Origin of the sequence: Hydrogenophaga sp. H7, from assembly GCF_002025745.1 — a bacterium.
Classification (GTDB): Bacteria; Pseudomonadota; Gammaproteobacteria; order Burkholderiales; family Burkholderiaceae_C; genus Hydrogenophaga; species Hydrogenophaga pseudoflava.
Genome location: NZ_MCIC01000004.1, coordinates 64,114 through 79,695, shown reverse-complemented (window position 1 = coordinate 79,695; position 15,582 = coordinate 64,114). Strand labels below are relative to the sequence as shown.

Genomic DNA, 15,582 nt, shown 5'->3' with positions numbered 1-15,582 from the left:
CGACCCGGCGCCCGTCGCGGCGCGCCTGCAGCAGTGGCTGTCGCAGCTGGACGCGCCCAGCCTGGCCAGCGCCACCCTGATCAACAACGCCGGCGTGATCCCGGAGATCACGCCGCTGGAGCATTGCCCGCCGGACGGCATCGCCCGGGCCCTGAGGGTCGGTCTGGAAGCACCCATGCTGCTGACCGCCGCGTTCCTGAACGCCAGCGGCGCCTGGGTCGACGCCGGCTGGCGCGGCCCGCGCAAGGTGCTCAACATCTCATCCGGACTGGGGCGCCGGGCGATGGCGGCCCAGGCGCCCTACTGCGCGGCCAAGGCCGGCATGGACCACTTCTCGCGCTGTGTGGCGCTGGACGAGGCGCGCCGCGAGCAGGGCGCCCGCATCGTTTCACTGGCCCCGGGCGTGATCGACACCGACATGCAGACCCAGCTGCGCGCGGGCGACCCCGCCGGCTTCCCCGACCTCCAGCGCTTCGTGGAACTCCAGCGCCAGCAGCAGCTCACAAGCCCCGAGGACGCGGCGGCCCAGGTGCTGGCCTGGCTGCAGCGTCCGGACTTTGGCGGCGAGCCCGTGGCCGACGTGCGGGGCTGATCGCCGGTCCGCGAACCCGCGCCAACCCCATGCCACCGCCCACCACCACCCTCCACCCGAACCGTCGCCAGACGCTGCTGCTGGCGGCCGGTGCGGCCTGCGGTCTGGTCCAGGCCCAGTCCGGACCAGGCGGCTTCTGGCCCCTGTTGCGCCAGGGCGGCTGCGTGGTGCTGATGCGCCACGCCCAGACCGAAACCGGCGCGGGCGACCCGCCGGGTTTCACGCTCGGCCGCTGCGAGACGCAGCGCAACCTCAGCGCCGCCGGCCGCGCACAGGCAGGCCGTGTGGGCGAGGCCTTCCGGCGCGAGGACATCGCCATCGCCGCGGTGCGCAGCAGCGCCTGGTGCCGCTGCACCGACACCGCGCGGCTGGCTTTCGGTCGCTACACCGTGTGGCCCGCCATCAACTCCTTCTTCCAGGGTCAGGGCGACTCGGGGCAGCAGACCCGCGAGGTGCTGGAGACCGTCGCCGCCCTGCGCGCGCCGGTCAACTGGGTGCTGGTCACGCACCAGGTGAACATCACGGCGCTGACCGGTGAACACCCCGCCATGGGCGAGCTGTTCCTGACCCGCGCCGACCCCGCCGCGCCGGGGCGCTTGAAGCTGCTGGCGCGGCACACGGTCTGAGCCTGTCTTCTGCTTGACGTGGCACAAGGCCGGCGTAAGGGTGCTGGCCTTACCATGTGCCGTTGACCCCATACCCCATCCACAGAGGAGCATTCCATGAGCCGTGAAGTCGTCGTCGTCAGCGCAGTCCGTACCGCCATCGGTACCTTTGGCGGCAGCCTCAAGGACAGCCCGCCCACCGAACTGGGCGCCCTGGTCGTGCGCGAGGCCCTGGCCCGCGCGGGCACCGAAGGCAAGGATGTCGGCCACGTCGTCTTCGGCCACGTGGTGAACACCGAACCCAAGGACATGTACCTCTCGCGCGTGGCCGCCATCAACGGCGGCTGTGCCGAAGGCACGCCCGCCTTCAACGTCAACCGCCTCTGCGGCTCGGGTCTGCAGGCCATCGTGAGCGCCTCGCAATCCATCCTGCTGGGCGACACCGACGTCGCCATCGGTGGCGGCGCCGAGTGCATGAGCCGCGCGCCGTTCGCGTCGCTCAACATGCGCTGGGGCGCCCGCATGGGCGACACCAAGATGGTGGACATGATGATCGGCGCCCTGCACGACCCCTTCCACAACATCCACATGGGCGTGACGGCCGAGAACGTGGCCGCCAAGTACGGCATCACCCGCGAGATGCAGGACGCGCTGGCGGTGGAAAGCCACAACCGCGCCGAGCGCGCCACCGCCGAAGGCCGCTTCAAGGACCAGATCGTGCCCGTCATGCTCAAGAGCAAAAAGGGTGAGGTGGCCTACGCGACCGACGAACACTTCCGTCCCGGCTGCAAGCTCGAGGACATGGTCAAGCTCAAGCCAGTGTTCCTGAAGGAGAACGGCACGGTGACCGCCGGCAACGCCTCGGGCATCAACGACGCCGCCGCCGCCGTGGTGCTGATGGACGCCAAGGCAGCGCAGGCCCGTGGCGCCAAGCCCCTGGCTCGTCTGGTCGGCTACGCCCACACCGGCCTCGACCCCAAGATCATGGGCGTGGGCCCGATCTCCGCCACGCAGGCCGTGCTGAAGAAGACCGGCCTGTCGGTCAACGACCTGGACGTGATCGAGGCCAACGAAGCCTTCGCCGCCCAGGCCTGCGCCGTCACCAGGGAACTGGGCCTGGACCCAGCCAAGGTCAACCCCAACGGCTCGGGCATCTCGCTGGGCCACCCGATCGGTGCCACCGGCGCGCTGATCACCGTCAAGGCGCTGTACGAACTGCAACGCGTCAACGGCCGCTACGCCCTCGTCACGATGTGCATCGGTGGCGGCCAGGGCATTGCGGCCATCTTCGAGCGGATGTGACCGTCATGCGCTGGACCGCCGCCATTGAAGAACTGGAGCGCGGCCTGCTCCAGCGCGACGTGGCGGCCCGCGCGCTGCTGCTGGCAGCGCTCGCAGGCGAGCATGTGCTGCTGCTCGGCCCGCCGGGCACGGCCAAGAGCGAACTCGCGCGCCGCCTGCAGCGCCTGCTGCCCGGCGCGCACTATTTCGAGCGCCTGCTGACCCGCTTTTCGGTGCCCGAGGAGCTGTTCGGTCCGCTCTCGCTCAAGGCCCTGGAAGACGACCGCTACGAGCGCCTGACCGCCGGCTACCTGCCGTCGGCCGAGGTGGCCTTTCTCGACGAGGTGTTCAAGGCCAACTCGGCCATCCTCAACACCTTGCTGGGCCTGCTGCACGAGCGCTGCTTCGACAACGGCCAGCACCGGGTCGACGTGCCCCTGGTCTGCCTGGTGGGCGCGAGCAATGAAGTACCGCAGGACGAAAGCCTGCACGCCTTCTACGACCGCTTCCTGCTGCGCGTGCCGGTGACGCCGGTGGACGACGCGCACTTCGCCGCCCTGCTGCAGACCGCCCTGCCCGAAGGCGAGGCGCATCCCGATGCGCAGCTCTCGTCGGCCTCCTTGCAGGCGCTGCGCGCGCAGGCCGGCTGCGTACGACTGGGCGACGAGGTGATCGCCCTGCTGTCCGCAGCCCGCGAACGCGCGAAGCACACGCAGCAGACCGTCTCCGACCGCCGCTGGCGCCAGACCGCGACCCTGCTGCAAGTGCAGGCCGCCAGCCGCGACGCTGCCGAGGTCTCGGTCTGGGACGCCTGGCTGCTGCCCTTCCTGCTCGCCGCCGACCCGGACCAGGTGCACGGCTGGACCGACTGGTTCCTGCTGACCGTGGCCCAGGCCGCGCCGCTGGCCATCGATGGACTGGAACGGGCGGTGACGGCGTTCGAGCAGCAGCTCGACGTGGAACGCCGTGCGCCGGCCGATGCACAGGACGACAGCGCCGGCAAGCTCGCGCTGGCCCGCGCCATCGCAGGGCCGAGCAGCGAGAGCGAACTCGTGCGCATCACCAGCGAACGGGCGCACCGCCGCTACGGCGCGCTGCACATCCGCGCCCGGGTGGCGCAGGTGGCCGAGGTTCAGCAACGGCTGGGCGCCTTGCAGGCCGAGGTGCACGCAACCGCCGCCGCGGTGCTCGAACAGGCGCAAGCCCACGGCTGGCTGCCGCCGTCGTGGCGGGCCCGCATCGAGGCCGTGCACGCCCAACGCCGCGCTCAGGTCGATGCCCTGGCCGCACGGCTCGCCGAACTGCACGGGGGCTTCGCGGCCCTGCCCCGCCTGGCCGAGGACAGGTCCGAGTTCGTGCCCACGCCGGTCAGCTGGCAAGACTGAACTCGAAACAGCCATGACGGCCCCCGCCGACCGCCCCTACCACCACCTCGACGGCATGGCGCGCGAGCTGTGGCGCTGGTCGGTGGTCTGCAGCGGCGGCACGGCCGAGGCCCGGCTGACCCAGGCTGCGCCCTGGCACGACGCGCTGCTGGCCGGCCGCCTGCCCGACGCGGCGCTGGACCTGGACGACCCCGAGGCCGTCGCGCCGCTGCGCCGCCTGCTGACCGAACTCGACCTGCTCATACTCACCCAGGGCAACACCTCGCTCACGCGCCAGATGCTGCAGAGCCTGCTCTGGCACCTGGACAGCCTGATTGAACGGCCCGCCAGCGAGACCCGCGCCCAGGCCATCGCCCGCATGGCCGACGAGTTCCGCGAAAACTGGACCCTGCAGCGCCAGGGCTGGGAAGAGGCCATGTCGTTGCTCAAGTCGCTGGGCGACCCCTCGCATCTGCACTGGGACGACCTCAAAGGCCAGCTCAGCCGCCGCGAATGGGCCGAGGCCCGGCGCATCGGTGGCCTGCTGGAGCGGCTGCCTGCGCTGGCCCAGTTCATCGACGGCGTGGGCCGGCGCCAGCTGGCCGCACACCAGCCGCTGGCGCGCACCGCCACGCCACAGGCACAGGCGGCCGACCAGGCCGCCCCGCTGCCCACGGACGACAACGAGCGCCGGCCCGAACCCACGGCCGTGGACGGCGTGCACCGCTCGCGGGCGCTGGCCCGCATGACCGGCAGCGAAAGCCTGAACCTGACGCACCCGGTGCTGCGCCGCCTGTGGCGCGCCCGGTTCGCCGAGGCCCAGCTGCTGACCTACGACGACCGCGCGCGCGAACCGCGGCCGAACCCGCGCCCCCAACCCGATGGCGCCGCCGCGCGGCAACAGGATGCCCACCTGGGCCACGGGCCGCTGATCGTCTGCCTTGACACCTCGGGGTCGATGCAGGGCGCGCCCGAGAACGTGGCCAAGGCTTGTGTGCTGCAGGCCCTGCGCAGCGCCCACGCGGGCGAGCGGGCCTGCCAGCTGCTGGCTTTCGGCGGCCCGGGAGAGTTGGTCGAACGCGCGCTGACGCGCGACGCCGCCGGCCTGGACGCGCTGCTCGATCTGATGGGCCAGGCCTTCGACGGCGGCACCGATGTGCAGACCCCCATCGAGCGCGCGATTGAGAACGTGCAACAGCAGGGCTGGCAGGACGCGGACGTGCTGATCGTCAGCGACGGCGAGTTCGGCCTCACCCCCGCGACGCTGGCCGCGCTGCGCCAGGCCAAGGAGCGGCTGAGCCTGCGGGTGCACGGCATCCTGATCGGCGACCGCGAGACCATCGGCCTGGTGGAGATCTGCGACGCCCTGCACTGGGTGCGCGACTGGCGGCGCTACGGCCAGGCCAGCGGCGCGGCAGCGGAAGGCTTTTCACCGGTGCACAGCCGCAGCCTGACGGCGATGTACTTCCCCAACGCCATACGAAGATGACCGCACAGGGAACCTTGCTCTTGCAATCAGGGTCCACCGCCCCACACTGTGCGCTGTCCGGGTGTTCCGGATGTCCCCATACCTGGAGGTGAAGCGATGTGGAAACGTCTGTCGGTGCTCTGGCTGGCCGTGCGCGGTGACGCGAAGCGGCTCTGGTACGCGCTGGGCCATCCGGAAGCGCCGGTCTGGCTCAAGGCCGGCGCGGCGGCCATCGTGCTCTACCTGCTCTCGCCCATCGACCTGGTCCCGGACATGATCCCCATCCTGGGTGTCGTCGACGATCTGGTGATCGTTCCGATGGCACTGCGCTGGCTGCTGTCGCGGCTGCCGACGCACGTCCGTGAACACGCCGATGCGCGCGCCAGCGGCGCGAGGGCTCAGTCCCCCTGGAACCCGTTGCGCCGGTAAGTCAGCACCAACGTGTCGCGCCAGCCCAGCTCGCCCGCCACCAGCGGCTGGATGGGCGTGGTCTCGTGGATCACGCGCGCGTCGTCCAGCAGCAGCAGCGACCAGGGCTCGGTCAGCGTGAAGCGCTGACCGGCCGGCCCCTCGGCTTCGAAGACCCGGCTCTCGCCGCCCTTGATGCCATGGCGTTCAAGCATGAAAACAGCCACCAGGTCGACGCCGTCGCGGTGCGCGCCTTCGGGCGTCGGCCGGCCGATGCCGTCGGTGGTGTCGATGCGGAACGGGTGCGCCTCCACATACCAGGGGCGCGCGCCGTGCAGCTCCGATACCGCCTCGCCGACCCGGACCAGGAGGCGCCGCCACAGCGGATCGGCGCGCGTCTGTTCTGCCATGGGCTCGAACCAGCGCTGCATGCCGCCGTGCAGGGCGTTGTATTCCAAGGGCTGCCAGTGCGCGCGGTGCGGTGATTCGGTGACCTGCGCACCGTCCACCACGAAGCAGCTGTGGCGCCGGCGGCGGTAGCGCCCACCGTCCTTCAGATAGCCATCCGCGGGCAGATCGTTCCAGGCGCCGTGCAGCCGCTCCAGATCCGCCATGGAGGCACCCAGCCAGGCCGCCACATCGTTGGCGCCGAGCAGGCTGAAACCCTGTCGGGCCAGATGGGCGTCGGACTGGGCAAGGGGGGAATAGGGAGGGTCGAAGGCGCGTGTCATGCAGGCAGTGTAGCGGTCTGAGCTAGGGCAAACCCGGTCAAAAAAGCAGCCGGATCCTGCCTGGTCTGCGCGCGATTTCTGCGCTGGATCAAGGATCGGCCGCGCGCACGCTGTCAAGCTGCCTTCAACAGACGGAGGTACCGCAATGAACACTGTTGAATGGTCCGAATCACTGCTGCTGGACTTCCCGCCCATGGACGAGGTGCACCACACATTTGTGGACCTGCTGGCGCTGGCGCAAACCGCGCCCGACGAGACACTGCCGCAAGCCTGGTCGGCGGTCATCGACCACACCGTCCGGCACTTCGGCAGCGAGGACGAATGGATGAAGCGCACACGCTTCGCCGCCGCAGACAACCACATCATGCAGCACAAGGTGGTGCTGAACGTCATGCGCGAGGGGCTGGCGCTGGCGCGTGCCGGCAACATGGCGGCGGTGCGTGAGATGGCGGGTGAGCTGGCGGCCTGGTTCGCCAAACACACCCAGACCCTGGACGCCGCACTGGCCCTGCACATGCGCTCGGTGCAGAGCGAAGTGCCCGTCCGCCGGACGCACCGCACCAGCGCACATCCGGCCTCGGCGCCCTGACCCGGCGGGCACCGGGGTCTCCGGGAAAACCATGTAAACCCTGTATGCGCACATGGTTATATTGATTTTTATCAACAGGAGATCCCATGGCCGAGGCCTTGCAAGCGCACGCTGTTCCCGCTTCCGCTCCGGAAGCCGAAACCGCGGAGACCACCGATGAACGACCGGATGCAGAGGCGGAAGCCCGCGCTCCATCGGTGTTCTCGCTGCCACTGGCGACGCTGTCCGCCGGTGACCCGCTGCGCTGGCTGAAGCGGGGCTGGGACGACTTCCGTCGCTGCCCGCGCATCGGCCTGTTCTACGGCCTGTGCTTCTTCCTGATGGGCCATGCGCTGCTGGCCGTGTTCCAGAACGCACCGGCCTACGTGCTCGCGCTCAGTGCCGGCTTCCTGCTGATGGGCCCGTTCCTGTGCCTGGGCCTGTACGACGCCAGCAAGGCCCTGCAGACGCAGGACCACCGGCCGTCGCTGCGCGCCTCGCTGCAGGCCTGGCGGTCCACCAAGGGCACGATGGCGATCTTCGCGGGTGTGCTGCTGATCCTGGAGATGCTCTGGGGCCGCGCCTCGCTGGTGGTGTTTGCGGTGAGCTTCAACACCATGCCGGAGAAGGCCAACATCCTGGCGATGCTGATCGACCCCGAGAACATCGGCTTCCTGGTCACCTACACGGTCGTCGGCGCGGTGTTCGCCGGCCTGATCTTCACCACCAGCGTGATCTCGATCCCGATGATCATGGACCGCCAGGTCGATGCGATCTCGGCGGGACTGACCAGCATCCGCGCCTGCCTGCAGAACCCGGGCGTGATGCTGCTGTGGGGCGCCCTCATCACCGGCATCATCCTGCTGGCGATGCTGCCGGTGTTCCTGGGCCTGTTTGTGGCGGGCCCCGTGATCGGTCACGCCACCTGGCACGCCTACCGGCACATCGTGCCGGCGCCGACCGTCTGACCGACTTTCCTCCCCATGCAAAAGGGCCGCCCTCGCAGGCGGCCCTTTTGCATGGCATGTGGTCCGGTGACGCTCAGGCGTTGACGTTGACCACCAGGCGCCCGCGCACCTGACCGGCCAGGATCTGCGGCCCGGCGTCCAGCGCCGCGGCCAGGCCAATTTCCGTGGTCATGGCCGCCAGTTTTCCGCGGTCGAGCGACTGTGCCAGCGCCGACCAGGCGGCCTCGCGGCGGGTCAGCGGGGCCATCACGCTGTCGATGCCGTAGAGCGTGACACCGCGCAGGATGAACGGCGCCACCGAGGCCGGCAGGTCCATGCCCTGGGCCAGGCCGCAGGCGGCCACCGCGCCGCCGTAGCGGGTGCTGGCGCAGGAATTGGCCAGGGTGTGGCTGCCCACCGAGTCCACCACCCCGATCCAGCGCTCTTTCTGCAGCGGTTTGCCCGGTGCGCCCAGCGTGGCGCGGTCGATGACCTCGGCCGCGCCGAGGCTCTTGAGGTAGTCCGACTCGGCCAATCGCCCGGTGGACGCCACCACGGTGTGCCCTTGCGCGGCCAGCAGGGCCACGGCCACGCTGCCCACCCCGCCGTTGGCCCCGGTCACCAGCACCTCGCCGCTGCCGGGCTTCACGCCCGCCTCGGCCCAGTGCTTCTGCAGCGCCATCAAGCACAGCATGGCGGTGTAGCCGGCGGTGCCGATGGCCATCGCTTCGCGCGCGGTCAGCCCCTCGGGCAGCGGCACCAGCCAGTCGCCCTTGACGCGGGCCCTCTGCGCCAGCCCGCCCCAGTGCGTCTCGCCCACGCCGAAACCGTTGAGGATCACGCGGTCGCCGGCCTTCCAGCGCGGGTGCGCGCTGTCGGTGACGGTGCCGGCAAAGTCGATGCCTGGCACCATGGGGAAGCTGCGCACCACCGGCGACTGGCCGGTGATCGCCAGGCCGTCCTTGTAGTTGATGGTCGACCAGTCGACGCGCACGGTCACGTCGCCGGCCGCGGGCAGCTGGGCTTCGTCCAGCTCGGTCAGTGCGCAGCGGTAACCGACGTCATCGGTCTTGGTGATCAGCAGGGCCTTGAACATGGGTGTCTCCGTTGGACGGCGCGGTTTCGCGCCAGAGGCGTGCCAGCAGCCACCAGCTGGCCAGCGTGTTGGTGAGGAGCGCGCAGCGGCCCGGGCAGCGTCAGCAGGTGCATGGCGGCCGTCATGCCCGAGGACAGCAATTGTAGGCCGACGATGAGCCAGAACAGGGGGTGCCGTGGCTGCCACAGCCGGCGCAGTGAGGACGGTCGAAAAGGCATACCCGATGGTACGGCCCCGCCCAAGCCCCTGCCGGCACGGGTTCATGCCGGCTCGCGCTCCTGCAGCAGGCGCCACATCACCTTGCCGCTGCCGCTCTTGGGCAGGGCGTCGACGAACTGCACCACGCGCGGCGCCTTGTAAACCGCCATGTTCTCGCGGCACCAGTCGATGATGTCCTGCTCGGTGGTCTGGCCCTTGGCGGCCTCGCGCAGCACCACCACGGCCTTCACGCTTTCGCCGCGGTAGTCGTCCTTTGTGCTGATCACGCAGGCCTCGGCAATGGCCGGGTGTTTGAACATCAGCGCCTCCACTTCGGCCGGCCAGACCTTGAAGCCACTGGCGTTGATCATGCGCTTGAGGCGGTCGGTGATGAAGAAGTAGCCATCTTCATCCACACGCCCGAGGTCGCCCGAGCGGAAGTACTTCTTGCCGTTGAAGTCGATGAAGGCGGCCTCGGTCGCGTCGGGCCGCTTCCAGTAGCCGCTGAACACCTGCGGGCCGCGGATGATGATTTCGCCGGCTTCGCCGGTCGGCATCTCCTGCAATGTGTCGGGGTCGACCACGCGGGCGTCCACGCTCAGGAAGGGAATGCCCAGGCACTGCTGCTTGGGGTGGTCGGCGGGGTTGTTGTGCGAGGGCGCCGCGGTCTCGGTCAAGCCGTAGCCCTCGGCGTAGCGCAGGCCGAACTGCTCGAACAGGCGCTGCGCCACCGCCTGCGGCATGGCCGCGCCACCGCCGCCGATGAAGACCAGGCTGGAGAGGTCGTACTGGTCGAAGCGCGGGCTGGCCAGCAGGTCGATCACCATGGTGGGGATGTTGGTCCAGTGCGTGACCTTCCACTGCGAGATCAGGCGGCCGGCCAGCTCGCGGTCCCAGCGCGGCATCAGCACCAGGGTGGTGCCGGTGTAGACCCCGCAGTGCATGCCCACCACCATGCCGGTGATGTGGAACATCGGCACCACCAGCAGCGCCACGTTCTCGTGCGTGCCACCGGTCCACAACTGCCCGGCCACGGCGTTGTGCATGATCGACGCGTGGGTGTGCATGCAGCCCTTGGGCAAGCCCGTGGTGCCGCTGGTGTAGGGCAGCACGCTCAGATCCTCGGGCCTGCGGTCGTGCACCGGCGGCACGGCGTTGCAGGCCAGTGCGTCCGCCCAGTCGGCCACGGTGCCGCCCGGGAGTGCAGGCAGCGGGTGCCGGGTGGCCAGCCAGTCCGCCCAGGCCGGGGGGATGTCGGCATCCGGTCCGATGGCGTCGTGGTAATGGGCCACCACCAGATGCGACAGCCGTTGCGCCTCGGGCAGCTCGGCACTGGCCTTGAGCAGATCGCCCGCCAGATCGGCGGCCGCGATGGCCACCTTCACGTCCGGGTCGGTGATGTAGTGCTTGAGCTCCTCGGCCCGGTTCATCGGATTGACCGGCACCACCACCGCGTTGGCGCGCAGGATGGCGTAGTGCGCCACCACCCACTGCGGACAGTTCTGCATGAACAGGATCACCCGGTCGCCGGCCTTCACACCCTGCGCGTGCAGGTGGGCCGCCAGACGCTCGGCCTGTTCGAGCAGTTCGCGGTACGAGGTGCTGCGGTCAAAAAACACCAGGGCCGGCTTGTCCGGGTAGCGCCTGGCGCTGACCTCCAGGTTGAACCAGAGCGAGGTGGCCGGTGGCGTGATCGCGTGTGGCAGCCGGCGCGGCCAGAAGCGGTGGTGAGGGCGCAGGCCGGCGGGTGCGGCGCTGGTGGCGGCAGGGTTCGTCATGGCTTGTCTCCTGGTGTGCTTTTTCGGTCGCAGCATACGGGCCGACGCTGCAAAAAGGAAAGCACGCATGTCGCTGGGGAGACGGCGCGTGGACAGGTCTTTGGCATGGAACCTGCTGATGCGATGCAGCCAGGCACGGAGCGGGCCCGCGGGCCATGCGTTCATACATTCTTCGCATAGTTTTCCCACGTAAACCCCGATGTCCCGGCCCGCTGGGCGGTAATACAGTCGTTCAGCGGGTGCGGGGCGCCCCGACCTGGTGCGCCTCGCCACTGGCTGTTCACAACTTCCCTACAAAACGGAGTGACCGATGAAACTGAATTCCCTCAAACTGACTGCCCTGGGACTGGGCGCCGCGGCGGCCCTGATGAGCCTGCCCGCCCATGCGGGCAAAACGATAGACGCCATCAAGGCGCGCGGTCAGCTGATCTGTGGTGTGAACGTGGGCCTGGCAGGCTTCTCCGCTGCCGACAGCAACGGCAACTGGACCGGTCTGGATGTGGACTACTGCAAGGCCGTGGCGGCCTCGCTGCTGGGTGATGCCACCAAGGTCAAGTGGGTGCCACTGACGGCGCAGCAGCGCTTCACCGCCCTGCAGTCCGGTGAAGTCGACATCCTCTCGCGCAACACCACCAACACCCTCTCGCGCGACGCCTCGCTGGGCCTGCACTTCGTGGGCGTGAATTACTACGACGGCCAGGGCTTCCTGGTCAACAAGGGCAAGATCAGCAGCGCCAAGCAGCTCAAGGGCGCCACGGTCTGCGTGCAGTCGGGCACCACGACCGAGAAGAACCTGACCGACTTCTCGCGCGCCAACAACCTGGGCATCAAGGCCGTGGTGTTCGAGAAGCTCGAAGCCTCCACCGGCGCCTACTTCTCCGGCCGCTGCCAGGCCTACACCACCGACGCCTCGGGTCTGGCCTCGATCCGCGCCAAGGAAGCCAAGGACCCGGCCGCCCACGTGATCCTGCCCGACCTGATTTCCAAGGAACCTCTGGGCCCCATGATCCGCCGCGGTGACGACGAGTTCTTCGCCATCACCAAGTGGGTGCTCAACGGCCTGATCGAAGCCGAGGAGTACGGCATCACCCAGGCCAACGTCGACCAGATGAAGACCAGCACCGATCCACAGGTCGGCCGCATGCTGGGCACCACGGAAGACCTGGGCAAGCACCTGGGCCTGGACAAGGAATGGCTGGCGCGCGCCATCAAGGCCGTGGGCAACTACGGTGAAAGCTTCGAGCGCAACGTCGGCCCCAAGACGCCGATCAACCTGCCGCGCGGCAAGAACAACCTCTGGAGCAACGGCGGCTTCATGTACGCCGCTCCGCTGCGCTGACCCGTCGCACACGGCACTTGGCCGTTGCAGGCACAAGGGCTCTATGAACTAGTTTCGTAGGGCACTTGTGCCATTTTTTTAGCCTCTCCCGCCCGGAGCTTCCACCATGTCCCAAACGACCATGATCGAGGCACGCCCCATTCCCTCAAAAAAACGGCGCTCGATATCCTGGAACAGCCGCGAAGGCCGCAGCGTCATCTACCAGGTGGTCGCCATCGCCTCGGTGGCCACCCTGATCTGGCTGCTGGTCCGCAACACGCTGCGCAACATGCGCGAGCGCGGCATCCAGAGCGGCTACGACTTCATGGGCCAGCCCTTCGGTTTCGATGTCAGCGAAACCATGATCCCGTACGATGTCATGAGCACGTACTGGACGGCCTTCTCCATCGGCCTGCTCAACACCCTGAAGGTGGCTGTGATCGGCATCGTGCTGGCCACGATCCTCGGCACCCTGATCGGCGTGGGCCGCTTCTCCAGCAACTTCCTGGCGCGCAAGCTCTGCTACGGCTATGTGGAGTTCTTCCGCAACGTGCCCATCTACCTGCAGCTGCTGATCTGGTACATCGTCTTCACCGAAATCCTGCCCCCCTTCGAAGAGGCCTGGCAGGCCGGCCACTTCTACCTCAGCAAGGGCGGGTTCGCCTTTCCCTGGCCGGTCTGGAAGCTGGGCCAGACGCTGGCCCTCATCGGGCTGCTGGCGGGGGTGGCGGGCTCCTGGATGTACGCCCGCAAGGCCAGCAGGCACTTCGACCTCACCGGCCAGCAGAAGCCGGTGCTGCTGGTGTCGCTGGCGCTGATCGTCGGCCTGGCGCTGCTGGGCTGGCTGGCCGGCGGCGCGCCGACCGGCTGGAACCTGCCGGTCAAGGGCACCTTCCAGATCGAGGAAGGCGCGGCCTTCAGTCCCGAGTTCCTGGCGCTGCTGCTGGGTCTGGTGACGTACACCGCCTCGTTCATCGCCGAGATCGTGCGCTCGGGCATCTCCTCGGTCTCGTTGGGCCAGCACGAGGCCGCCGCCTCGCTGGGCCTGAGCAAGCGCCAGTCCATGCGCCTGGTGGTGCTGCCGCAGGCGCTGCGCGTGATCATCCCGCCGCTGACCAGCCAGTACCTGAACCTGACCAAGAACTCCTCGCTGGCGGTGGCCATCGGCTACCCCGACCTGGTCTCGATCGCCAACACCACGCTCAACCAGACCGGGCGGGCCATCGAGGCGCTCTCGATCGTGATGCTGGTCTACCTGACGCTCTCCCTCCTCACCTCGGCGCTGATGAACTGGTTCAACGCCAGTGCCGCCATCCAGGAGCGCTGACATGCAGAGAACCTACCAACCGATCGAAGCCCGCCCGATGCCGGGCCAGCAGACCGGCGCCATTGCCTGGCTCAAGGCCAACCTGTTCTCCAGCGTGGGCAACAGCCTGATGACCGTGGCGCTGGTGGCAGTGGCATTCTGGGCGCTGTCCCACGCGCTGGACTGGAGCGTGTTCAACGCCGTGTTCGGTGCCAACCTCGAAGCCTGCAACAACCTGCGTGGCATCGGCGCCTGCTGGGGTGTGGTGGCCGAAAAGGGCCGCCTCATCGTGATGGGCCGCTACCCCGACACCGAACACTGGCGCCCGGTGATCGCCACCGCGCTGATGCTGGGCGTGGTGGTCCTCAGCTGCATGCCCCGCTTCTGGAACAAGGCGCTGCCGCTGGTCTGGGTGGTCATGCTGGCCGTCTACTTCACGCTCATGAAGGGCGGCGTGCTGGGTCTGACCGAGGTGCCCACCGACCAGTGGGGCGGTCTGCCGCTGACCGTGATGCTCACCGTGGTGTCGATGACGATGGCCTTCCCGCTCTCGATCTTCGTGGCGCTGGGGCGGCGCTCCAACATGCCGGCCATCAAGACCCTGTGCACGCTCTATGTGGAGCTGATCCGCGGCGTACCGCTGATCACGGTGCTGTTCATGGCCTCGTTCATGCTGCCGCTGTTCATGCCGCATGGCGTGAGCATCGACGTGCTGATCCGGGTGGTGGTGGGCATCACGCTGTTCTCGGCGGCCTACATGGCCGAGGTGGTGCGCGGCGGCCTGCAGGCCCTGCCCAAGGGGCAGACCGAAGCGGCGGCCACGCTGGGCCTGACCTACTGGCAGACCCAGCTCAAGATCGTGCTGCCGCAGGCGCTGACCACCGTCGTGCCCTCGCTCATGAACACCTTCATCGGCATGTTCAAGGACACCTCGCTGGTGACCATCGTTTCGCTGTACGAGCTGACCGGCGCACTGGCGCTGGCGCTCAACGCCGACGCCGACTGGCGCCCGTTCAAGCTCGAAGCCTATTTCTTCATCACGCTGATCTATTTCGTGTTCTGTTTCGCCATGTCGCGCTACAGCCTGTGGGTGGAAAAACGCACAGCTGTCAGCAAAGTCCGCTGAACGCCCGCTACATTGCTACGAAAGCCTCTCATGACCCAACAAGAAGCTCCCATCATCCAGTTCGAAGGCGTCAACAAGTGGTACGCCAGCAATGGCTACCACGTGCTGCGCGACGTGAACCTCAGTTTCGCCAAGGGCGAGAAGGTCGTGATCTGCGGCCCGTCCGGTTCGGGCAAATCCACGCTGATCCGCTGCATCAACGCCCTGGAGGAATACCAGCAGGGCAAGCTCACGGTGGACGGCACCGTGGTCGGCGACGACGTCAAGGGCATCGACAAGGTGCGCCGCGAGGTCGGCATGGTGTTCCAGCAGTTCAACCTGTTCCCGCACCTGACCGTGCTGGAGAACCTCATCCTCTCGCCCACCTGGGTGGCCAGGATGCCGCGCAACGTGGCCATAGAAAAAGCCATGGTGCAGCTGGAGCGGGTGCGCATCGCCGAACACGCCAACAAGTACCCGCTGCAGCTCTCCGGCGGTCAGCAGCAGCGCGTGGCCATTGCGCGTGCGCTGTGCCTCACGCCCAAGATCATGCTGTTCGACGAGCCCACCTCGGCGCTCGACCCGGAGATGATCAAGGAAGTGCTGGACGTGATGATCGGCCTGGCCGATCAGGGCATGACCATGCTGTGCGTGACGCACGAGATGGGCTTTGCCAAGGCCGTGGCCGACCGCGTGATCTTCATGGACCAGGGCCAGGTGGTGGAGCAGAACACCCCCGAGGAGTTCTTCAACCACCCGCAGACCGACCGCAGCAAGGACTTCCTGTCCAAGATCCTGGGGCACTGAAGGAGAACTG

15 protein-coding genes are annotated in these 15,582 nt (G+C 68.3%); 12 read left to right on the top strand and 3 right to left on the bottom strand.

Translation table 11 applies throughout. From position 1 onward, the window contains the following. The 6 genes from BC358_RS05405 to BC358_RS05380 all read left to right on the top strand — a co-directional run. Positions 1–592 (top strand): SDR family NAD(P)-dependent oxidoreductase (locus tag BC358_RS05405; protein WP_079365035.1); only part of this gene is annotated, 592 nt, incomplete at its 5' end. A gap of 29 nt (positions 593–621) precedes the next feature. After that, positions 622–1,218, top strand: coding sequence for a histidine phosphatase family protein (locus BC358_RS05400; RefSeq protein ID WP_079365034.1), 597 nt, complete (start codon positions 622–624; stop codon positions 1,216–1,218). A 96-nt stretch (positions 1,219–1,314) separates the two neighbouring features. After that, positions 1,315–2,499, top strand: coding sequence for a beta-ketothiolase BktB (bktB, locus tag BC358_RS05395; RefSeq protein ID WP_079365033.1), 1,185 nt, complete (start codon positions 1,315–1,317; stop codon positions 2,497–2,499). Between the two features lie 5 nt (positions 2,500–2,504). Further along, on the top strand, positions 2,505–3,863 hold the full coding sequence (locus BC358_RS05390) for an AAA family ATPase (RefSeq protein ID WP_079365032.1): 1,359 nt from the start codon (positions 2,505–2,507) through the stop codon (positions 3,861–3,863). A 13-nt stretch (positions 3,864–3,876) separates the two neighbouring features. Further along, positions 3,877–5,331, top strand: a complete 1,455-nt coding sequence (locus BC358_RS05385; protein ID WP_079365031.1) for a VWA domain-containing protein — start codon at positions 3,877–3,879, stop codon at positions 5,329–5,331. A 96-nt stretch (positions 5,332–5,427) separates the two neighbouring features. After that, complete coding sequence (locus BC358_RS05380; protein WP_079365030.1) at positions 5,428–5,739, top strand: YkvA family protein; 312 nt, start codon at positions 5,428–5,430, stop codon at positions 5,737–5,739. On the opposite strand, the gene BC358_RS05375 is transcribed toward BC358_RS05380, so the two are convergent. Further along, a complete protein-coding gene (locus BC358_RS05375) occupies positions 5,709–6,449 on the bottom strand; it encodes a 2OG-Fe dioxygenase family protein (protein ID WP_079365029.1) in 741 nt (246 codons plus the stop codon). The genes BC358_RS05380 and BC358_RS05375 overlap by 31 nt on opposite strands. Positions 6,450–6,594: 145 nt before the next feature. Between BC358_RS05375 and BC358_RS05370 the strand changes: the two genes are divergently transcribed. Both BC358_RS05370 and BC358_RS05365 read left to right on the top strand, forming a co-directional pair. Next, on the top strand, positions 6,595–7,038 hold the full coding sequence (locus BC358_RS05370; protein ID WP_079365028.1) for a bacteriohemerythrin: 444 nt from the start codon (positions 6,595–6,597) through the stop codon (positions 7,036–7,038). Between the two features lie 86 nt (positions 7,039–7,124). Beyond that, entirely contained in the window at positions 7,125–7,985 is an 861-nt protein-coding gene (locus tag BC358_RS05365; RefSeq protein ID WP_079365027.1) for a DUF2189 domain-containing protein, read from the top strand. A 73-nt stretch (positions 7,986–8,058) separates the two neighbouring features. On the opposite strand, the gene BC358_RS05360 is transcribed toward BC358_RS05365, so the two are convergent. Together BC358_RS05360 and BC358_RS05355 are read right to left on the bottom strand one after the other, a co-directional pair. Further along, positions 8,059–9,060: an MDR family oxidoreductase gene (locus BC358_RS05360; protein ID WP_079365026.1), complete on the bottom strand. Its 1,002-nt coding sequence runs from the start codon at positions 9,058–9,060 to the stop codon at positions 8,059–8,061. A gap of 260 nt (positions 9,061–9,320) precedes the next feature. Further along, complete coding sequence (locus tag BC358_RS05355) at positions 9,321–11,036, bottom strand: long-chain fatty acid--CoA ligase (protein WP_079365025.1); 1,716 nt, start codon at positions 11,034–11,036, stop codon at positions 9,321–9,323. Positions 11,037–11,403: 367 nt separating this feature from the next. Here BC358_RS05355 and BC358_RS05350 point away from each other — a divergent pair, with 367 nt between their 5' ends. From BC358_RS05350 to BC358_RS05335, 4 genes are all read left to right on the top strand, one after another. Then, a complete protein-coding gene (locus tag BC358_RS05350; protein ID WP_243721762.1) occupies positions 11,404–12,375 on the top strand; it encodes an amino acid ABC transporter substrate-binding protein in 972 nt (323 codons plus the stop codon). A 106-nt stretch (positions 12,376–12,481) separates the two neighbouring features. Beyond that, complete coding sequence (locus BC358_RS05345; protein ID WP_256861430.1) at positions 12,482–13,681, top strand: amino acid ABC transporter permease; 1,200 nt, start codon at positions 12,482–12,484, stop codon at positions 13,679–13,681. A gap of 1 nt (position 13,682) precedes the next feature. Further along, positions 13,683–14,786 carry an amino acid ABC transporter permease gene (locus BC358_RS05340; protein ID WP_143434182.1) on the top strand — a complete coding sequence of 368 codons (1,104 nt, stop codon included), beginning with the start codon at positions 13,683–13,685 and terminating at the stop codon, positions 14,784–14,786. A 30-nt stretch (positions 14,787–14,816) separates the two neighbouring features. Next, the gene (locus BC358_RS05335) at positions 14,817–15,572 is read left to right on the top strand and encodes an amino acid ABC transporter ATP-binding protein (RefSeq protein WP_066150520.1); all 756 of its coding nucleotides are present in this window, start codon (positions 14,817–14,819) and stop codon (positions 15,570–15,572) included. The last annotated feature ends 10 nt before the right edge of the window (positions 15,573–15,582 follow it).